Source organism: Sphingomonas aestuarii, assembly GCF_054457155.1.
In genome coordinates, this window is record NZ_JBTKVV010000004.1 from 364,019 (window position 1) to 383,700 (window position 19,682).

The 19,682-nt window shown below is 66.1% G+C and carries 19 protein-coding genes and 2 tRNA genes; 10 read left to right on the plus strand and 11 right to left on the minus strand.

The genetic code is table 11. From position 1 onward, the window contains the following. The first annotated feature begins 33 nt into the window (after positions 1-33). The 4 genes from ACX0GZ_RS10145 to ACX0GZ_RS10160 all read left to right on the plus strand — a co-directional run bounded on the left by ACX0GZ_RS10145 (position 34) and on the right by ACX0GZ_RS10160 (position 3,048). Positions 34-1,665, plus strand: coding sequence for a DNA polymerase III subunit gamma/tau (locus ACX0GZ_RS10145; protein WP_458815992.1), 1,632 nt, complete (start codon positions 34-36; stop codon positions 1,663-1,665). Continuing rightward, entirely contained in the window at positions 1,662-1,985 is a 324-nt protein-coding gene (locus tag ACX0GZ_RS10150; protein WP_458815994.1) for a YbaB/EbfC family nucleoid-associated protein, read from the plus strand. The genes ACX0GZ_RS10145 and ACX0GZ_RS10150 overlap by 4 nt, the downstream gene beginning before the upstream one ends. 83 nt (positions 1,986-2,068) lie before the next feature. Next, positions 2,069-2,332, plus strand: coding sequence for a hypothetical protein (locus tag ACX0GZ_RS10155; protein ID WP_458815996.1), 264 nt, complete (start codon positions 2,069-2,071; stop codon positions 2,330-2,332). Positions 2,333-2,454: 122 nt separating this feature from the next. Continuing rightward, positions 2,455-3,048: an energy transducer TonB gene (locus ACX0GZ_RS10160; RefSeq protein ID WP_458815998.1), complete on the plus strand. Its 594-nt coding sequence runs from the start codon at positions 2,455-2,457 to the stop codon at positions 3,046-3,048. Between the two features lie 122 nt (positions 3,049-3,170). Here the strand turns inward: ACX0GZ_RS10160 and mtgA are convergent, their stop codons facing one another. Further along, the gene (mtgA, locus tag ACX0GZ_RS10165) at positions 3,171-3,890 is read right to left on the minus strand and encodes a monofunctional biosynthetic peptidoglycan transglycosylase (RefSeq protein ID WP_458816000.1); all 720 of its coding nucleotides are present in this window, start codon (positions 3,888-3,890) and stop codon (positions 3,171-3,173) included. A gap of 107 nt (positions 3,891-3,997) precedes the next feature. On the opposite strand from mtgA, the gene radA reads away from it, so the two are divergent. Together radA and ACX0GZ_RS10175 are read left to right on the plus strand one after the other, a co-directional pair. Then, the gene (gene radA / locus ACX0GZ_RS10170; RefSeq protein ID WP_458816002.1) at positions 3,998-5,371 is read left to right on the plus strand and encodes a DNA repair protein RadA; all 1,374 of its coding nucleotides are present in this window, start codon (positions 3,998-4,000) and stop codon (positions 5,369-5,371) included. A gap of 10 nt (positions 5,372-5,381) precedes the next feature. Beyond that, complete coding sequence (locus tag ACX0GZ_RS10175; RefSeq protein ID WP_458816004.1) at positions 5,382-5,957, plus strand: CvpA family protein; 576 nt, start codon at positions 5,382-5,384, stop codon at positions 5,955-5,957. A 21-nt stretch (positions 5,958-5,978) separates the two neighbouring features. Here ACX0GZ_RS10175 and ACX0GZ_RS10180 read toward each other — a convergent pair whose 3' ends face one another. The 6 genes from ACX0GZ_RS10180 to ACX0GZ_RS10205 all read right to left on the minus strand — a co-directional run bounded on the left by ACX0GZ_RS10180 (position 5,979) and on the right by ACX0GZ_RS10205 (position 13,509). Continuing rightward, the gene (locus tag ACX0GZ_RS10180; protein ID WP_458816006.1) at positions 5,979-6,104 is read right to left on the minus strand and encodes a hypothetical protein; all 126 of its coding nucleotides are present in this window, start codon (positions 6,102-6,104) and stop codon (positions 5,979-5,981) included. A gap of 104 nt (positions 6,105-6,208) precedes the next feature. After that, the gene (locus tag ACX0GZ_RS10185; RefSeq protein ID WP_458816008.1) at positions 6,209-9,412 is read right to left on the minus strand and encodes an autotransporter outer membrane beta-barrel domain-containing protein; all 3,204 of its coding nucleotides are present in this window, start codon (positions 9,410-9,412) and stop codon (positions 6,209-6,211) included. Between the two features lie 64 nt (positions 9,413-9,476). Then, positions 9,477-11,849, minus strand: coding sequence for a TonB-dependent receptor domain-containing protein (locus tag ACX0GZ_RS10190; RefSeq protein WP_458816010.1), 2,373 nt, complete (start codon positions 11,847-11,849; stop codon positions 9,477-9,479). Then, entirely contained in the window at positions 11,836-12,792 is a 957-nt protein-coding gene (locus tag ACX0GZ_RS10195; protein ID WP_458816011.1) for a FecR family protein, read from the minus strand. Before ACX0GZ_RS10195 ends, ACX0GZ_RS10190 begins: the two co-directional genes overlap by 14 nt. Positions 12,793-12,819: 27 nt before the next feature. Next, positions 12,820-13,350, minus strand: a complete 531-nt coding sequence (locus ACX0GZ_RS10200) for an RNA polymerase sigma factor (RefSeq protein ID WP_458816199.1) — start codon at positions 13,348-13,350, stop codon at positions 12,820-12,822. Positions 13,351-13,423: 73 nt separating this feature from the next. Continuing rightward, positions 13,424-13,509 (minus strand) — tRNA-Leu (locus ACX0GZ_RS10205). Between the two features lie 339 nt (positions 13,510-13,848). Here ACX0GZ_RS10205 and ACX0GZ_RS10210 point away from each other — a divergent pair. Continuing rightward, on the plus strand, positions 13,849-14,175 hold the full coding sequence (locus ACX0GZ_RS10210; RefSeq protein WP_458816013.1) for a hypothetical protein: 327 nt from the start codon (positions 13,849-13,851) through the stop codon (positions 14,173-14,175). A 33-nt stretch (positions 14,176-14,208) separates the two neighbouring features. Here the strand turns inward: ACX0GZ_RS10210 and ACX0GZ_RS10215 are convergent, their stop codons facing one another. The 4 genes from ACX0GZ_RS10215 to aroA all read right to left on the minus strand — a co-directional run bounded on the left by ACX0GZ_RS10215 (position 14,209) and on the right by aroA (position 18,530). Next, entirely contained in the window at positions 14,209-14,487 is a 279-nt protein-coding gene (locus ACX0GZ_RS10215; protein ID WP_458816015.1) for an integration host factor subunit beta, read from the minus strand. 163 nt (positions 14,488-14,650) lie between these two features. After that, the gene (gene rpsA / locus ACX0GZ_RS10220) at positions 14,651-16,354 is read right to left on the minus strand and encodes a 30S ribosomal protein S1 (RefSeq protein ID WP_458816017.1); all 1,704 of its coding nucleotides are present in this window, start codon (positions 16,352-16,354) and stop codon (positions 14,651-14,653) included. Between the two features lie 193 nt (positions 16,355-16,547). Continuing rightward, a complete protein-coding gene (gene cmk, locus ACX0GZ_RS10225) occupies positions 16,548-17,186 on the minus strand; it encodes a (d)CMP kinase (RefSeq protein WP_458816019.1) in 639 nt (212 codons plus the stop codon). 18 nt (positions 17,187-17,204) lie between these two features. Next, complete coding sequence (gene aroA / locus ACX0GZ_RS10230; RefSeq protein WP_458816021.1) at positions 17,205-18,530, minus strand: 3-phosphoshikimate 1-carboxyvinyltransferase; 1,326 nt, start codon at positions 18,528-18,530, stop codon at positions 17,205-17,207. Between the two features lie 124 nt (positions 18,531-18,654). On the opposite strand from aroA, the gene ACX0GZ_RS10235 reads away from it, so the two are divergent. The 3 genes from ACX0GZ_RS10235 (at position 18,655) to ACX0GZ_RS10245 (ending at position 19,613) form a co-directional block, all read left to right on the plus strand. Continuing rightward, a complete protein-coding gene (locus ACX0GZ_RS10235) occupies positions 18,655-18,975 on the plus strand; it encodes a TIGR02300 family protein (protein ID WP_458816023.1) in 321 nt (106 codons plus the stop codon). An 86-nt stretch (positions 18,976-19,061) separates the two neighbouring features. Beyond that, positions 19,062-19,137, plus strand: a tRNA-Ala gene (locus tag ACX0GZ_RS10240). Between the two features lie 296 nt (positions 19,138-19,433). Next, the gene (locus tag ACX0GZ_RS10245) at positions 19,434-19,613 is read left to right on the plus strand and encodes a hypothetical protein (RefSeq protein WP_458816025.1); all 180 of its coding nucleotides are present in this window, start codon (positions 19,434-19,436) and stop codon (positions 19,611-19,613) included. Positions 19,614-19,682: the final 69 nt, after the last annotated feature.

Genomic DNA, 19,682 nt, shown 5'->3' on the forward strand with positions numbered 1-19,682 from the left:
CATGCGGACGCCCGCGCGCTAATCCGTCAGGCGATGTCCGATTCCCTCGACCTTGGCGAGCCGCCTCAGCCGGTGAAGCCCGAAGCGTACCGCGTGCTCGCGCGCAAATATCGCCCGCAGACCTTTGCCGAGCTGATCGGCCAGGACGCGATGGTGACGACGCTGGGCAACGCGATCAAACGCGAGCGATTGGCCCACGCCTTCCTGATGACCGGCGTGCGCGGCGTGGGAAAGACCTCCACCGCACGACTGATCGCCAAGGCGCTGAACTGCATCGGGCCGGACGGACAGGGCGGGCCGACGATTTCGCCGTGCGGCGTGTGCGAGCCGTGCGTGTCGATCGCCGAGGGGCGCAACATTGACGTGATCGAAATGGACGCCGCCTCGCATACCGGGGTCGACGACATGCGCGGGGTGATCGATGCCGCGCGGCTGGCGGCGTTCGGTGCGCGCTACAAGATCTACATCATCGACGAAGTGCACATGCTGTCGAAGAACGCGTTCAACGCGTTGCTCAAGACGCTTGAGGAGCCGCCCGAGCATGTGAAATTCATCCTGGCGACGACCGAGGTCAACAAAGTGCCGATCACGGTGCTGTCGCGTTGCCAGCGCTTCGACCTGCGGCGCGTGCCGGTCGAGACGCTGGAGGCCCATTTCGCGCGCGTGGTCGAAGCCGAGGGCGTCGCCGCTGAGGTCGAGGCGCTGCGGCTGATCGCGACGGCCGCCGAAGGATCGGTGCGCGACGGCCTGTCGATCCTCGACCAGGCGATCGCCCATGCCGATCTGGACGGGGCGGGGGTTCAGGCAGATGCGGTACGCGCGATGCTGGGCCTGTCGGATCGCGGCGCGGTGCGGGCGCTGTTCGGCAAGATGGTGGCGGGGGATGCGGCTGGCACGCTTGCCGATCTGCGCGCGCAATATGATCTGGGCATCGATCCCGCAGGCGTATTCGCCGGACTGATGGAGACGGTCCACGCGATCACGCTGGAGCGCGTCGGGGCCGCGCCCGATCTGGCGCGGTCGGCGGACGAGCGTGCGATGCTGGGCGAATGGGCGGGCAAGCTGTCCAACGCGATTCTGCACCGGCTGTGGCAGTTGCTGTTGAAGGGCCATGACGAGGTGGTGCGCGCGGCTCTGCCGATCGAGGCGGCGGAAATGGCGCTGTTGCGCGTGATCCATGCGTCGCAATTGCCCGATCCCGGCGAACTCGCGCGGCAGATTGCCGAAGGCGCGCCGATCGCGGCACCCACTGCGGCAGCACCTGCCCCCGCATCGGTTCCAAGCACGTCGCCTGCGGCGGTCTTGCCGACCAATGTCGCCGAGTTGTTCGATTTCCTGTCGCAGCACGACCGGGAACTGCTGGCCAACAAGGTTCGGCTCAACCTGCGTGTGATCTCGATGACGCCGCCCGATATTGAAACCGGGCCGGTCGATGCCGAATTGCTTAAGGAACTTGCCGCCGTCCTGCGCGACCTGACCGGTACGGTCTGGCGGGTTCGCGTCGGCGAAGGCAATGCCCAGCCGTCGCTGCGCGAACAGGCCGAGGCGGCGAAGATGGATAGCTATGAAGCCGCGCTGCGTTCTCCCGTGATCGCAGCCGCAATCGAACATTTTCCTGAGGCCGAGCTGATCCAGCCGGCCAAACCGGCACGGAGACGATCATGAAAAGCCTCGAAGACATCATGGCGATGGCCCAGAACGTCCAGAGCGAACTCGAAAAGGCGCAGGCCAATCTCGACGCGATCGAGGTCGAAGGCGTGTCGGGCGGCGGTCTGGTCAGGGTCAAGGCGTCGGCCAAGGGACGCATCATCGGTATCCAGATCGACGATTCGCTGCTTCAGCCGAGCGAGAAGCAGATGCTCGAGGACCTGATCACCGCCGCGATCAACGATACGCGGGCAAAGGCGGATGCGGCCTCGCAGGCGGAAATGTCGAAGCTGTCGTCGGGCATTCCGCTGCCGCCGGGCTTCAAGCTGCCCTTCTGACGCACGCGCTAACCATTTCGCTTTGGGAACAATGTCATCCGGGCACTCGTTTGGCCCCTCAGTCGAGTAAAAGGAGGGACCCAATGACCGACGAACGCACCACCACGACCACCACCGACGGCGTGCACCCGGCGCACACCCACACCACCGTCGTCGAAAAGCGCGGCGGGGGCGGCGGCATCCTGATCGGGCTGGCGCTGCTGATCGGCGTGATCGTCGTCGCCTTTTTCCTTATGAACCGCGCGAACAACGAGGACGCGCAGACCAGCGCGATCACCCAGGCCGCGCAAAGCGTCGGCGACGGCGCCGAAAAGGTCGGCGACGCCGCGAAGAAGGCGGTCGAATAAGCGGTTTGATACCAATGAATGAAGGACGCCCGCATCGTCGCCGATTGCAGTTCGGCGCGGTGCGGGCGTTGCTTTGTACGGGCGTTGCGATGGCCGTCTCCGGGTGCGCGTCGTCCGGCAGGTTGGCGAACGCGTCCGACATCCCGCCCGGTTATCCGGCGGAAGCCGTTGGCGGCGTGACCCGCATCGAACTGACCATCGGCCGCAGCGGTCGCGCGATATCGTGTGCGGTATCGCAATCGAGCGGGAGCGGCGTGCTCGACGAGCGCGCGTGCAACCTTCATCTCGAGCGTTATCGCCAAGGGAAAAGCGAAACGCTTGAACGCTATGTCCGGCGCCGCGTCGACTGGGGGCAAATCGGCGGAACGGGGGCGGCGATTGCCACACCCATCGACCTCGATGCACTGATCGCACGGATCGAAGCGAATGGCGGCAAATGCCTTGCCGTGGCGCTGGGCACGGCGTGCCGACCGTCACCCGATCGTCGGGCGGTGGATATCGCTGCGGCGCCCGGCGATGAACAGTTTTTTCGCAGAATCATCGCCCGTCTCGGCAATCCCTGCGGACGGCCAGGACGTGAACTGGGCGGTTGGCGGATTGGCCGTGACATTGCGGTGGCGGATCAGAAAACGCTGTTCCTGAGCGGGGCGGACGAGCCCGGTCTGGTGCCGATGGTGGACAGCATCTGCCCGCCGCTGGTCGCGGTCGACCGTTAGTCGGCACCGACTTCGCCTCGTGCCCACCCGTCATTGCGAGCGTAGCGAAGCAATCCACAGCGTGGCTTGCTGGATTGCTTCGCTGCGCTCGCAATGACGGATATGGCTGGCGTCGCTCGGCCTTAGAGACAGTCGTCCAGCCCTTCGTTCGCCACCACCGAAATCCGCCGCTGGATCGTGCCCGCATAGCGTGCGGTGAAGCCCGACGGCGACTTGCCCGCGCGTTTCTTGGGCAGTGGCAGAACGGCGGCGATCTGGGCCGCCTCGCGGTTGGTCATGCTCGCCGCGCCGTGTCCGAAATAGCGTTGCGATCCGGCGTTGACGCCGTACGTGCCGATGCCGGTTTCCGCAATGTTCAGATAGACCTCCATGATCCGCTGCTTGCCCCAGACCAGCTCGATCAGGACGGTGAACCACGCCTCCAGCCCTTTGCGGAAAAAGCCGCCGCCCTGCCAGAGAAACGCGTTCTTGGCGGTCTGTTGCGAAATGGTCGATCCGCCACGAATCCGTCCGCCCTGCGCGTTGCGTGCGGCAGCGGAAGCGATCGCGGCATAATCGAAGCCAGAATGGGAACAGAAATCCGAATCTTCCGCCGCGATCGCCGCGCGCACCATCGCCGGGTCGATCTCGTCCAGCGGCATCCATTGCTTGGTGATGCTCCGGCCTTCAAACCAGTCGCCCATCATCGTGAAGGTCACGGGCGGATTGATGAACCGGTAGGCGACGACCCACAGCAGCGAGCCGAGCATGAACAGCAGGATCAGTTTCAGCACCCAGCCGAACAGTCGCCGTCGGATGCGGCGCGACTTTTTCGGTCTTGCGGGGGCGGCGCTGGTCGCCATCCTTCTTTCCTTCGTGACTGCCATTCGCGCGGATGCCGCACGCACCGGGCGAACGCAACCTTAGCGGTATATTCCCTTTTCGTTCCGCACGCGCTACGCCAGCGCACATGGCCAAACTCCAGAAGCGCTATGTCTGTCAGCAATGCGGGTCGGTCGCGTCCAAATGGGCGGGGCAATGCGGCGATTGCGGCGAATGGAATACGCTGGTCGAGGATGCGGGCGCGGCGGTGACGCCGTTCCAGGCCAAGCATAATCTGCAATCGGGCGGGCGATCGATCCTGATGTCCGGGCTCGATTCGGACATTCCGCTGCCCGACCGGATGGCGACCGGGATTGCCGAACTCGACCGCGCGCTGGGCGGCGGGTTCGTCGAAGGATCGGCGACGCTGATCGGCGGCGATCCGGGGATCGGCAAATCGACCTTGCTGTTGCAGGCCGCGGCGAAGCTGGCGTTGGCGGGGAAGGGCGTCGCCTATGTCTCGGGCGAGGAGGCCGCCGATCAGGTGCGGTTGCGCGCACGGCGGCTGGGGCTGGGCAATGCGCCGGTGCAGTTGGCGGCGGCGACCTCGGTGCGGGATATCCTGACGACGCTGGGCGGGGCGGGCGCGCCCGACCTGCTGGTGATCGATTCGATCCAGACGATGCACAGCGACCTGATCGAAGGCGCGCCGGGAACCGTCAGTCAGGTGCGGGCGTCCGCACAGGAACTGATCCGTTTCGCCAAGGAACGCGGCACCGCGCTGGTGCTGGTCGGGCATGTCACCAAGGACGGGACGATCGCGGGGCCGCGCGTGCTCGAACATATGGTCGATACGGTGCTGGCGTTCGAGGGCGAGCGCAGCCACCAATATCGCATCCTGCGCGCGACCAAGAACCGTTTCGGCGGCACCGACGAGATCGGCGTGTTCGCGATGGCGAGCGAAGGGCTGACCGAGGTGTCGAACCCGTCGAGCCTGTTCCTGACCAGCCGCGACGAAAGCGTGACGGGAACGGTGGTGTTCCCTGCACTCGAAGGCACGCGGCCGGTGCTGGTCGAGATTCAGGCGCTGGTGGTGCGGCTGGCGAGCGGTGCGACGCCGCGCCGCGCGGTGGTCGGCTGGGACAGCGGGCGACTGGCGATGATCCTGGCGGTGCTGGAGGCGCGCTGCGGGCTTAGTTTCTCAACGAGTGAAGTCTATCTGAACATCGCGGGCGGCTACCGCGTCTCCGATCCCGCCGCCGACATGGCGGTCGCCGCCGCGCTGATTTCGGCGCTCAGCGAGCGGCCGGTCGCCAGCGATTCGGTGGCGTTCGGCGAAGTGGCGCTTTCGGGCGAAATCCGCCCGGTCGCGCATGGCGCGCTGCGCCTGCGCGAATCGGCGAAGCTGGGGTTCGGGCGAGCGCTGGTGCCGGGCGCGCAGCCTTCGGACGGTGCAACGATGACGCTGTCATCCTTCGCCAGCCTGCCGTCCTTCGTTGACCATATGCTGGGGCGCGGGTAGCGCTCGGATCATGGGCTTCACCTCGCTCGATATTCTGATGCTCGTTCTGGTCGGTGGCGCCGCCGTGCTCGGCTGGATGCGCGGGTTCGTGTTCGAAGTTCTGGCGTTGTTCGCCTTCGTTCTCGTTGTCCTAGCGGTGCGTCTGTTGCACCTGCCCGCAACCGAATTTCTGCGCGATTATGTTGGCACCAGTTCGGGCGCGGCGACGCTGGCGTTCGTGATGGTTGCGGGCGGCACTTATGCGATCGGCCGGCTGATCGCCAACGGCATCGGCAAACGGACGCGCAATTCGATCCTGGGGCCGATCGACCGGGTGCTGGGGCTGGGGTTCGGCACCTTGAAGGGGCTGATCGTCGCCAGCCTGGGCTTCATGCTGCTGGTGCTGGTGCTCGACGTGATGAACGGCGGCCCGCGCATGCGCCCCGAATGGATGACCCAGTCGCGCAGCTATCCGCTGCTCAACGCGACCAGCGCGAGCATCGGCGAATTCGTCGACAAGCGTAAGCGCGGGATTCCCCTGTTCGACGAAGCGGACGACGCGGACGAAGCACCCAAATCAAAGCGCAAATCCGCACGCGACGAATGAAAATCGGCGCGAGTTGGCGGTTCAGTCGCGCTGGCTGCGACGGTCGCCCTTGCGCCGTTCGGTCCCCGAATAAAGGGGGTCCTGCGACTGGCGGCGGTCGTTTCGTTCACGACGGTCTTCGAACTTCGGCTCGGGATCGCGGTCCATTGCTCCCCTCCCTTTTGTTGCGATTGGAAGGGCTTAGCACGGGCGCATTGCGAATCGGTTAAGCAGTGGCGGACGCGCCCGATCGGCCCGTCCGCCGCTTGTGCCTACCAACCGACGCGGATGCCCAGACGGGCGGTGAAAGCGGTCATGTGCTGTTGTTCCTCGGCACCCGCTTCGCCCACGACCATGAACTGATCGACGCCGCCCGACAGGCGCAGGCGACCCAGCCATCCGCTGTTGCGGGCATCGGGCGACAGGGTGAACGCATCGCCGCCTTCGAAATAGGCGATGGTATCGCCGATCTGGCCGCCGACAATCTCTCGCCGTCCGCCCTCCAGCTCCAGCCGCAGCCAGGTGCCGTCCGGCTCCAGGCTGCCGAGTTCATAGCCCAGCGCGAGCAGGGCGTTCGCCGCAACCTCGTCGCTGACGCGTTCTTCGACGGTCAGGTCGAACCCATCGCCGCCACCCGCATCGCTCCAGCCGTCTTCGTCCAGCCGGAAATACTCGATTCCGGCCTGCGGGCGCACCCGCAACCGCGATCCCAGCGCCAGGTCGTAGGACAGGCCCGCTTGCGCCGACATCAACGTGCCGCCCCAGCTTGCTTTGGCGACGCGATTAAAATCGTCGGCGTAAAGGCGTCGCTGGCCATCGAAATCGACCTTGGCGATGGCGCCGCGCGCATAGGCCGCGAAACCGCCGAAGCGGCCGCGCCAATGTGCGCCAAGTTCATACTGGCTGATCAGCGTTTCATTGTCATTGTCGCCGTTCGAATTGCGCCCGGATGCGTAGGACAGCGACAGGCCGAGATGGCCGAGGCCGCCCAGCGCGCGTTCCGCGCCGCCGATCGCACCCCATCCGCCGATGTCATAGGCCTGGGTATCGCCGATATCCTTCGATCCGCCCCAGGCAATTTGCTGGCCGAACACCGTCCAGCCATCGGCCTCCGCCTGTTCGGGGGCATAGTCGCCCAGGAACCGGGCACCGTTCCGCGCGGCCAGCGTCAGCGAATCGAAACTGCCGCCCGCATGTTCGGGCAGAAATGCACCGAACCGGTTGCGCAGGCTGTCCCGATCGTCGATCGTCAGGAACAGGCCCGTCAGCTGCTCGTCGCGGTCCAGCACGGTGAAGATCGCGTCATAGGCGGCGCTTTCCGAGCCGTTGAGACCCAGTTCGCCTGCGGTCTTGCGATCGACCGACAGGGTGACGGTGCCCGCCGTCGCGTCACTCGCCAGCTCGCTCTTGAACAGGTAGGGGAGCGCAACGTCGGCGGTGGCGAGCGTGTCGCCCCCGGTCAGCGTGCCCGCATCGACGATGACATAGTCGCCCAGCGACGATGCGATCCCGTTCAACCGCACGCTGACCGTTGCGCCGTCGGCGAAGTTCGCCGCGCCCGCAATGTCGTAGCGCGTCGCCATATTGGTTTCGCCGTCGATGGTCACGCCGATCACGCCGGTCGATGCGATGTCGAGCGAGGCGAGCGACACCGTCGTTGCGCTCGATATGTCGAGCGTGCCCGCCACGCTTGCCGCGACGCCTGCGCTGTTGGTCAGGTTGCCGACGAAACCGGTTCCGGCCGTAAGGCTCAGCACATCCGCGCCGCCGCCGAAATCGACATTGCCCTGCACGCGCGACGTGCCGGTCAATTCAAGCCGATCGCTTCCCGCACCGAACGCGATATCGCCCGCCTGGATCGCGTCGCCCGACAGCGCGTAGCGATTGTCGCCGCCGCCGAATGCGACATTGCCCACGACGCGCCCGTCGGCCACGTCGAACAGGTCGTTGCCGCCGCCGAAGACGACATTGCCTTCGATCGAAGGGGCTGCCTTGCCTTCCGCCGCGACCAGCTGCCGGATTTCGGTGCCGCTGTTGTTCGCCGACACGTCGATGGCGATGGCGCGGTTCGAATCGGCTGAGGCGCCGGTCGCGCGGATCAGGCCTGTATTCTCGACCACGCCGACGGTGCCCGCGACATCGTGGATTGCGATCGCGGTGCCGTCCGAATTGGTCGTCGCGCTGATCGTGCCGCTATTGGTGATGCGATCGACCGATGCGCCGCCATCGACGACGATCGCGCGCGCCAGATGGTCCGCTGCCGCGCCGCCGGTCGCAGAGACATTGCCCGAATTGATGATCGTCGGGGCGGACGTGCCGTTGCCGAGCAGCAGCGCGGTCGCATCGGCACGCCCGGCGGCCGACACCGCGCCATCGAGCGTGATGCCGCCCGCCATATCGACGCTGCCGCCTTGTCCGCCAATGGCGATGCCGACCGCATTGACGCCGTCATAGACGCCTGCACCCTGCACGCTGCCACGCACCACCAGCCCGTGGCCGGTGGTGCCGACCGCGCCGATCGTCAGGTCTTCCGTCGCCGATCCGATCTGGAGCGCGGGCGCCGCCCCATAGCTGATCAGGTTCGCGGTCCCCTCCTGTGCATCAGGAATGCCGTCGCCGTCTTCATCATCCTCGTCTTCATCGGCATTGGCCGGCGGGCGATCGAGCAGGATGCCGCCTGCGACATTGCCCAAAACCCGCACGGCCGGGCCGCCCTGGAGCAGATCGTCGGCGTCGAGCTTGCTCGGGTCGGCGGGGCGCTGAACATAGCGGTATCCGGTTGCGCCCACCGTGCCCTGGATCGTCAGCGCGCCGCCGACATCGCCGTCGATCGCGACGCCGACCGCGTTCGCGCCGACCGCGCTGACCGTGCCGCGAACCGCGACATTGCCGGTAACGTCGCCCGCCTGAATACCGACGCCGTTGTTGCCGGTCACGCTGATCGCGCCGCTGCTGGTCAATGATCCGTTGAGTGCGCCCCCCAGTTGGATGCCTGCCGAATCATTCCCCTCGACGGTAATCTCGCCCGCATTGACGATCGATCCGGTGAAGGGTCCGCTGGTGCGGATGCCGACCTTGTTCGACCCTTGCGCGAACGGCCCGTCCAGGTCGCCGTCATTGTCGTCGTCCTTTGCTTCATAGGTCTCGTCGAGGATGATCTTGCCGTTGTTGGTGATCGTCCCCGTGCCGCCTGCGGTCACGTCGATCCCGACCACGTCGTTGCGGTCGGTGATCTGGATCGTGCCGTCGTTCTTCACATCATTGTAGCTGTCGAGCGTGACGGCGACCGGTCCGCTGGCGGGCTTGATCGATCCGGAGGCGGCGATGGTGATGTCGGCGGGGGCACCGTTGCTGGCGCTGGAGGTGGCGATCGGGGTGGTCCGCGCGTCGCTGACGGTGACGACGGTCTGGGCGGCGGCGGGTGACGACAGGATCAGGATGGACGACAGGCTGGTGGTACAAAGCAGGCTACGCATGGTGCTCCCCGAACTAGGTTTTGGGGAGGGGACGAAGCCGCAGGCCCGGTCCCGTAACCGCGCGTCAGAAGGAAAGGTCGAAACCCAGGCGAATCGTGCGCGGACGCAGCGGGGTCACATGGCTTTCGTCGCGGAGCTGGAACGGGCTGCCGAGGGCGAAGCGGTTTCCCTGCGCGTCGAACAGGTTGGCGAGCGACAACGATATGCCCCGCCGCGCATCGCCCAGCCGCGCATCGATGGCGGTATCGACGTAATCGCCCTGCGGCTTGCCCAGCAATGGCCCGATGCCCAGCGTCGATTGGCCCATATAGCGGGCGTGACCGCGGATGTGCAGCCGTTCTCCGCTCGCCAGATCGGCGCGATAATCGACGCCCGCGCGTGCCGACAGGTCGGCGACATTGGGCAGCGCGTCGCTCGGCGTCTGTCGTGCCCCCGCCAGCGCCGACAGCAGCGCGGGGGCGGGCGTCGTCACCTTGCTGTCGTTCCAGTAGAGCGCGGCGTCGAACGTCAGTTCGGGGACCGGCGACCAGCGTGCGCTGGCACCTGCCGAATGCACGCGGCCGTTGCCGATATTGGCGGTGGTCGGGAAGCCGATTCCGTCGATGATGTCCGCCTGAATGTCGCGCCAGTCGGTGGTCGCCAGCGTTACCTGCAGCGCGACCTGTCCGCCGGGGTCGCGGTATCGCAGGCCCGCTTCGGTGGTTGCCACGCGATCGGGTTCGAAGCGCTGGATGAAATCGCTGCGCACCGCGAGGCCGCCAGGGCGATACCCCTCCTGATAGCGGGCGAACACGCTGAACCGGTCGCTCAATCGATAGCGTGCGGCGATTGCAGGCAGCAGCCGGGTTTCCTCGCGGCTGGCGCGCGCGCCGGGGTCGTTGCGGAATGCGATCGTCACCGCCGCGTCCTCCGCACGCCCCGACAGGCGCGAATGGGTCAGCCGCGCGCCTGCGGTCAGCGCCAGCGCGTCGATCGGCGACACCGTCGCCTCGCCATAGAGCGTCGCTTCCTCGACCCGGTTGGTGACGCCGGTTTCGGGGCGGGCAAGCGCGCGAAAGCCGACTTCGCGATTGATGCGGGTATCGTTGCGGAGCAGGTTCAGCCCGACCAGCCAGCCGCCGCCGGGCATGTGTCCCGCAAGCCGGGTCTCGCTGGTGATGAGCCGCACGCGGCTGGTCTGGTCGAAATAGCGCGGCTGGGTGCCGGTGGTCGCGTCGAACCGCTCGTCGACATGCTGGTCGACGATGCCGAGCGTGGTGACCAGCCGCGTCGCGCCGAAATCGCCGGTGATCGACAATTCGCCGAGCGCGATGGAGTTGGCATAGGGTTGGGCAAGCGCACTCTCGCGCGACAGGCCGTCTTTCGCACCGTCGGCATATTGCGCGTCGCGCCCCGCGATCGACTGATAGGTGCCCGTCAGGTCGATGGTCCACACCGCATCGGGGGCGAAACGCAGGCCGCCGCGCGCGCCCCAGCTTTCGACGCGGTTGACGTCGCGCAGTCCGCGCAGCCGGTCGTCGATATAACCGCCGTCGATCCCGCCATAGATCACCCCGCGAAACGCCAGCCGGTCGGTCGCGATCGGCAGGTTCAGCACCGCCCCCGCATCACCGCCGGGGTCGCCATGTTCGGTCAGTTGAACGCCGCCCCAGGCCGCCGATCCGATCGCGCCCAACACCGGCGCCTGCGGCACGATGCGAATGATCCCGCCCAGCGCGCCCGCGCCGTAAAGCGTGCCCTGCGGTCCTTCGAGCAGTTCGACCGACGCCACGTCATAGAGTTTCAGCCCCGGATCGGGCGCGGAATAGGTGACGCGGGTGTTGCCCCAATATTGGCCGACCGTGGCCTGGGTCGGACCCGTAAAGCTGGAATCGGCGATGCCGCGAATGAACAGCTTGTTGCGGCCGGGCCCCAGATGCGTCGATGTCAGCGCGGCGGCGCGCTCGGCGATGGCGTCGGTGCCGCGCGCGGCTTGCGACAGCGCGACATCGCCGCCCGAAACGATGGTTGCCGCGCCCGGATAGTCGGTGAGCAGCGTATCGCGTTTCGATGCGGTGACGACGATCGCTTCTTCGGGCACCGGTTCGGGGGCGGGATCGACTGTCGGGGGCGGCGGCGACGGTCGGGCAGCGAGGGCAGGCGGGGCGACCTGTTCGATGATATAGGCGCGGTCGTTGATCCGCCGCGCGCGCAGCGGCTTGCCCCCGAGCATCCGCGCCAGCGCGGCATCCGCGGTCATCCGCCCGCGCACGCGCCGCACGCCGATCCCGGCCAGTTTCGGATCGCTGATCGCGATGCTGACGCCCACCTGACGCGCCAGCGCCTCGACCGCGCGATCCAGGCGACGTTCGTCGATCCTCAACTCCGTCACCTGCGCTTGCGCAGCGACCGGCGCGACGATCAGAAATGGGGCCAGGAACAGATTAGGGTTGGGCACGGCTGCTTACTGTCCAGCCGCCATCGTTGGAAGATGCGACCCCGCCCAGGAGCGGCGCGACGCGGGGAAGGACATCGGCGGGCGATCCCCTGACGGCCAGCGTTCCGGTGAAACGCCGCGCGCGGAGATCGGGCGACAGCGTGACCGCCACGCCCAGGCTGCGTGACAGATCGCCAACCACCTGCGGCAGCGGCGCGTTGTCATAGACCAGTGTCCCGTCGCGCCAACTGCCCACCGCGTCCAGCGACACCGAACGCATGGTCAGGCGACCCTCGGCAACCTCCAGCGACTTGCCGGCGTCGAGCCGGACCGCATCGCTGTCGGGATTGTACATCACCACGCCTTCGGACACGGCGATGCGTGTCGCATCGTCGGTGCGCGCGACGTTGAATATGGTGCCCAGATCGACCAGCTTTGCCGCGCCGACATTGACGGTGAAGGGGCGGGCATCGTCGTGTCGCACCACGAACAGCGCCTCGCCGCGATCGAGCGAGGCATAGCGCGGGCGTTCGCGGTCGAGCGTCACGCGGCTGTCGCCGTTCAGCACGATCTGAGTGCCCGGTTCCAGGTCGATCGTCTGGCTGACCCCGGCGCGCGTGGCGATGCTGTAGGGCGCGCTGGCGGGCTGGCGATCGGTATAGACGAACGCCAGTGCCAGCGCCGCTGCGACCGCGCCGCCGCCCGCGACCCAGCGCCGGGAAACGCGACGGGGGGCGGGGCGCGCGTGCCCGTCCGGCATCGCGATCGGCGCGGACTTGGCGAACAATTCGACCACTGCCGCGTCGGCGTCGCACGCGGCATCATAGGCCGCGGCATGGCGCGTGTCGGCTTCGAGCCAGCCGGTAAAGCCGTCCCAGTCGGCGAACGCAGGGTCGCGCACGCGGATTGCCCAACCGCGCGCTGCGTCCATCATTTCGGGGGTAAAGGCGCTGGTCATGGGCATACTGACCCGAAGACGAAGGCAGTGGTCCTATTCCGCATCGAACCGCTCCTGAAGTTCGGCGAGCGCGCGATAGGCCTTTTGCAGATCCTTCTCGACCGTGCTCAGGCTGACGCCCAGATCGCGGGCGATTTCGGCCTGGCCCATCCCTTCCAACCGGAACCGGCGAAAGATCGTCTCGACGCGCGGGGCAGGGGGCAATGCCGCCAGGGTCGCATTGACCTGCGCCAGCCGCTCGCGCGCGATCAGCACGCGCTCACCGCCGGGGGGCGGCTCGGGCGCATGGCCCGAATCGGCCCAGTTGGTCTCGCGATTGACGCGCGCATGCGCCGCGCGGTGGCGGTCGCGCATCGCATTTTCGCAGGCGCGAAACAGATAGGAGAGCGGTTCGGCGATCGGCCCGTCGGGCGCATTCGCGATGCGCTGCCACACGTCATGCAGCACGTCCTCCGCATCGTCGCCCGCACCGCGCGCGCGCAGAAAACGCAGCAGCCGATCGCGATGTTCGAGGAAGATGCTTTCCAAGCCTGATCCACTCGTTGCTGGACGACCGCCGACCATGACGGGCGGCGAAGGCGCCTGCGGGCGATAGCGGAGGGGGGCCGCGCGACGCAACCCGGCGCCGTCAATCCAGTGGTGCGGACGGCGGGACTCGAACCCGCACTCCTTTGTGGGAAGAGGATTTTAAGTCCCCAGCGTCTACCATTCCGCCACGTCCGCTTTCGCGGATCGGTCGGCTTTCGGTCTGGGACGGACTGCAAACGCCATCTTTCTACGCTTCCGGTGCTCAGGTGCCATAAGCAACCTGCGCTCCGGTTCTCGAAAGACGACGTTTTCGCCTCGCCCCAGGCCGAAATCCGGCCGATCCGTTCCGATCCACGAAGCGGATTGTGTTCCCGGCGTCAAGCGTGGGACGGTGCTTGATGCCACGCGATCCGCAGTTATGCTGGATCGAGGTGTGGATGGGTGAAAGGGCTGATAATGGCAGGATTAGTCGTATTTCTTGGTGTGGCCCTATCGGCTATGCAACCGGCTCCTGCCGACAGCTTTTGCGCGCGCATGGCCGAAGCGATGGAGATGAAACCGACCAAGGATGCGGGTGTCTGGCAGTTGCAGACGCTCGGGGGGATCGGGCCTGCGCTGTTCGGCGGCACTAGCACAATGGCATTTTCGGTGCGTCCTGTCGGCGGAATCACGCAAGCCGAACTCGACCGGCTCGACGAAAGCTGCGATTCGACCGCGAAGGGCGCACTCTGCAATATTCAGGGTCCGCTCGAATTCCGCGTCAAAACCCAGAAAGGCGAAGCCACGATCATTGCGGATGCCCAAGACCGGGCTCTCGTAGAAATCATCGGAACGCGGATCAGGTGTAGCGACAGCGCGTGAAAATCGACGCGTAGCCGCGCGGTCGGATCAGCTTCACACGTTGAGGCGGATGCGCATTTCCTTGCCGGGTTTGAAATAGGGGACGCGTTTCGCCTCCACCTCGACCGCTTCGCCGGTGCGCGGGTTGCGGCCGGTGCGAGCGTCGCGGGCGCGCGTCGAAAACGCGCCGAAACCGCGAAGTTCGACACGACCGTTCGCCGACAATCGCTGGGTGATCTCGTCGAAAAAGACGGTGACGATCCGTTCGACATCGCGTGCCGAGAGATCGGGATTGTCGCGCATCAGGAGCTGCACGAGTTCGGAACGAATCATACGGCTCTCCTCATTCAAAGGATGCCGCCCGGCCCTTGGCGACAACCCGGTTCGAAGCCCACGGTCACTCACGCCGACCCACTTGATCTGGATCAATAACGACTGATCCGGATAAAGAAAGGGCGCGGGCGGAAAAATCCGCGCCGCGCCCCGTTTATAGCAGTTATTTCTTTTCTTCGCGCGCCTTTAGCGCTTCGCCGAGAATGTCGCCGAGCGACGCGCCCGAATCCGACGAGCCATATTGTGCGACGGCCTGCTTCTCTTCGGCGATCTGCATCGCCTTGATCGAGAAGGTCGGCTTTTTCGAACGGTCGAAGCCCGATACCAGCGCGTCGAACTTCTGACCGACCTGGAAGCGCTCGGGGCGCTGCTCGTCGCGGTCGCGTCCCAGATCGGTACGCTTGATGAAGCCGGTCGCGCCATCGTCGCCCGCCTGCACTTCGAGGCCTGCATCGCGGACTTCGAGGACGGTGACGGTGACGACCTGGTTCTTGTTCAGCTTGTCGCCCGCACCCGGTGCCACCGGGCCACCACGCTCAAGCTGCTTCATGCCGAGCGAGATACGCTCCTTGTCGGGTTCGATCGCGAGGACGACGGCCTTCACCATCTCGCCCTTGCGGTGCAGGTTGAGCGCGTCTTCGCCCGAAATGCCCCAGGCGATGTCCGACATGTGGACCATGCCGTCCACATCGCCGTCCAGACCGATGAACAGGCCGAATTCGGTCGCGTTCTTGACTTCGCCTTCGACTTCGGTGCCGACCGGATGAGCGGCGGCGAACGCATCCCACGGATTGTCCTGCGCCTGCTTGAGGCCCAGCGAGATGCGACGCTTTTCCTGATCGACTTCGAGGACGACGACCTCGACTTCCTGGCTGGTCGACACGATCTTGCCGGGATGGACGTTCTTCTTGGTCCAGCTCATTTCCGAAACATGGACCAGGCCTTCGATGCCGGCTTCCAGTTCGACGAATGCACCATATTCGGTGATATTGGTCACGCGACCGTTGAGCTTCGCGCCGACCGGATATTTGGCGGTCGCGCCATCCCACGGATCGCTCTCAAGCTGCTTCATGCCGAGCGAGATGCGCTGCGTGTCCTTGTTGATGCGGATGATCTGCACCTTCACGGTGTCGCCGATGTTCAGCATTTCCGACGGGTGGTTGACCCGCTTGTAGCTGAGATCGGTGACGTGGAGCAGGCCGTCGATGCCGCCCAGGTCGACGAACGCACCGTAATCGGTGATGTTCTTGACGACGCCGTCGATGATCTGGCCTTCCGCCAGGCTGAGGATCAGGCCCGAACGCTGTTCGGCGCGGGTTTCTTCCAGGATCGCGCGACGCGACACGACGATGTTGCCGCGCTTGCGGTCCATCTTCAGGATCTGGAACGGCTGCGGGATGTCCATCAGCGGCTGCACGTCGCGCACCGGACGGATATCGACCTGCGAACCGGGCAGGAAGGCCACGGCGCCGTTCAGGTCGACGGTGAAGCCGCCCTTCACGCGGCCGAAGATCACGCCTTCGACGCGAGCGGTCTTGGCAAATTCGGTTTCCAGCTTGTCCCAGGCGGCTTCGCGGCGGGCGCGGTCGCGGCTGAGCATCGCTTCGCCGTTCGCGTTTTCGACGCGGTCGACATAGACTTCGACTTCGTCGCCGACCTTGAGGTCAGCGGGCTGGCCGGGGCTCGCGAATTCGCGAAGCGGCACGCGGCCTTCGCTCTTCAGGCCGACGTCGATGATGGCGAGGTCGTTTTCGATGCCGGTGACGGTGCCGATGACGACGCGGCCTTCAAAGCCGTCTGCATCGCCAAAGGTCTGATCGAGAAGCGCGGCGAAATCGTCGCGCGAGGGGGTTGCCGTGGTGGCCATGTTGGTGGTGGTTCCTGTCACGTCATTTCCGGCCAGCCGGTTGTCTCCGGCGGTCTTTTGGCCGATGTGCCGCGCCCGCCGAATACGAACGCAGCATCCATCGGGCCAAGGCCCCGCGCGAGGAACGTGACAATGCAAACGGGCGCGTCGGCAGGGCCGGCCCTTCGCCGATCCGCCGCGCGCCTGTCAGTGGCTAGGCCGTAATCGCCTTTGCCGCCGTCCGAGCCTCCACGAGCGCGATCGCCCGCTGGACGGCGGCGTCTATAGAGAGAAAGCTGGTGTCGAGCAAGGCGGCATCGGGCGCCTGGCTCAGCGGTGCGACGCCGCGCCGCGAATCGCGATCGTCGCGGGCGCGAATGTCGGCCAGCACCTTGTCGTAGCTGGCAAGGCTGCCTTGCGCGCGCAGATCGGCATGGCGGCGGCGGGCGCGGATGGCTGGCGTCGCTTTCACGAACAGTTTCGCGTCGGCATCGGGCGCGATGACCGTGCCGATGTCGCGCCCGTCGAGCACCGCGCCGCCGGGTTGCTGGGCAAAGCGACGCTGGCGCTGGAACAGCGAAGAGCGGACCAGCGGGTGGGCAGAGACGATCGAGGCGACCCGCCCGACCTCGTCCGAACGCAGCCAGGGATCGTCGAACAGCGCATCGTCGAAATCGCAACAGGCGACGGCATCCGCCTCCCGCTCAGGCGTCAATTCGTTCCGCAGCACGCTGGCCGCGACCGCGCGATAGAGCAATCCGGTATCCAGATGCGGCAGCCCGTAATGGCGGGCGAGCGCGCGGGCGATGGTGCCCTTGCCCGATGCGGCGGGTCCGTCGACGGCGATAATCATGGCTCTGGATACAACTACTCAGGAGACGAGGGCGTCAAGGGTGGAGAAGAAATCGGGGTAGCTGGTCGCGACCGGCGAGATGTCGTCGATGCCAATCGCGGCGTTCGCGTGGAGTCCAGCCACCACCATCGACATTGCGATACGGTGATCCAGTTTCGAGGCGACCTGTGCGCCGCCGGGAATCGGATCACCACCGGTGCCGGTGATCGCCAGGCCATCCTCGAATTCCTCGCACGCCACCCCGCACGCCCCCAGCGCGGCGCGCATCGTCGCGATCCGGTCCGATTCCTTGACCCGCAGCTCGTGCGCGCCGCGCGCGACCGTGCGGCCCTTTGCAAAGGCGGCAGCGACGAACAGCACCGGATATTCGTCGATCATCGACGGCGCGAGGTTGTGGGGCACGTCGATCGCGGTCAGGGTTGCATGACGCACGCGCAGGTCGGCGACGGGCTCGCCGCCGACGACACGCTCGTCGAGCGACTCGATGTCCGCACCCATTGCCTTGAGCGCCGTCATCAGGCCGGTGCGCGTCGGGTTCATGCCGACATTCTCGATGCGAATATCCGCACCCGGCACGATCGACCCGGCGACCATCCAGAACCCCGCCGACGAAGGGTCGCCGGGAACGGTGATGTCCTGCGGACGAAGTTCGGCCTCTCCGCGCACTGATATGATGCGGCCATCGGGACCGCTTTCGCTGGTGATTTCCGCGCCGAACCCCGCGAGCATCCGTTCGCTGTGATCGCGGGTCGGCACCGGTTCGATGACGCGGGTGATACCCGGCGTGTTCAGTCCGGCGAGCAGGATCGCGGACTTCACCTGAGCGGAGGCGACGGGCAGCGTGTAGGCGATCGGCACCGCAGGAGTCAGCCCGCGCACCATCAGCGGCAAGCGTCCGCCGGGCGACGCGGTAATGTCGGCGCCCATCCGCGACAGCGGCTCGATCACCCGGCCCATCGGACGCGACGAGAGCGATGCATCGCCGATTAAGGTGGCGGTGATCCCGTGGCTTGCGATCAGTCCCATGAGCAGCCGCGTCGAGGTGCCCGAGTTGCCCATGTCGAGCGCGGACCGTGGCTGGAGCAGCCCGCCGACGCCGACGCCGTCCACTACCCAGCTGCCGTCGTCCAGTCGCTCGATCGACGCGCCCATCGCCCGCATCGCGGCGGCGGTGGCGAGCACGTCCTCGCCCTCCAGCAATCCGGCGATCCGCGTCGTGCCGACCGCCAGGCTACCCAGCATCAGCGAGCGGTGGCTGATCGACTTGTCGCCGGGCACGCGCACGGTGCCGCTCAGACGCGTGGCGCGGGCGATGGTGCGGGGCTGGGGGAGGGGGCTGTGCATGGGTGGCGCGTCTTTGACAGCGGCCCCCGGCTATGGCAAGGCGCGCCGACTTTCGCGCTGCCAAGGCTCGCTTTGGCGCGTATCCACCGATTTTACATTCTCTTCGAAAGGTCAGAGGCGACACATGGTGAAGCCGGAATGGGGCACGAAGCGCGGCTGCCCGAAATGCGGAACGCGATTCTACGATCTGGGCAAGGACGATCCCGTCGTCTGCATCGAATGCGGCAACCAGTGGACGCCCGAGCCCATACTGAAATCGAAGCAGCCGCTGCCGTTCGAAGCGGCGAAGCCCGAAAAGGAAGCGGTCAAGAAGGATTCGGATCTCGGTGACGACGATCTGGACATCAACGAGGACGAAGAGCCTTCGGCCGACGACGATGTCGATCTGGGCGGCGACGACGATCTGGGCGTCGATACGTCCGACGACGACGACGACAACAACTGATTTTTTCCGAAATATGGCAAGCGGCGCGAAAGCCCGCTTGCCAAACCGGCGACGCCCGCTTAGTGGGCAACGCCTTGCCAGCGGATGGGGCCGTAGCTCAGCTGGGAGAGCGCTGCAATGGCATTGCAGAGGTCAGGGGTTCGATCCCCCTCGGCTCCACCATCCTCCAGGACGGATCGTCATCCAGCCCATGCCGGGCTGCGAAAGGCGATTTCCTGCGCTCCGGTGCCACGTACTGGAAGTACGCTGCGCTCCGGTGCTCCAAAATCCCCTTTCTCGCCTCGGCCTGACCTGAATGCCGATCCATCCTGCCACACTGGCATTGGGAAGTGCGCATCGGCAATGGCCGACGCGCCCTTTTTCGTGCCCATCGCGTCGCCGCGAAGCGTCCCGCAATCGAACGGCGGTTAACCAATATTGACGGTGGCCCAATTCGTTAATGGCGCGTTTACTGCGTCATGATGAAAACGACCTTTTCCGAGTCTCGCGGCCATCCGCTTCGCACCGCGCTCCATCTGCGCGAGCGCCGCGCCGACATCCGCAAACGCGCGCGTGACAGCCACGAGGATAACGACATCAAGCTGTTCGTGCTCAGCTACACGGCGTTCTTCGTTTGCTTCTATACGTTTCTGATCTGACGAACCCACCTCCGTCATTGCGAGCGCAGCGAAGCAAATCAAAGCCGAGAGCGAGGCTCTGGATTGCTT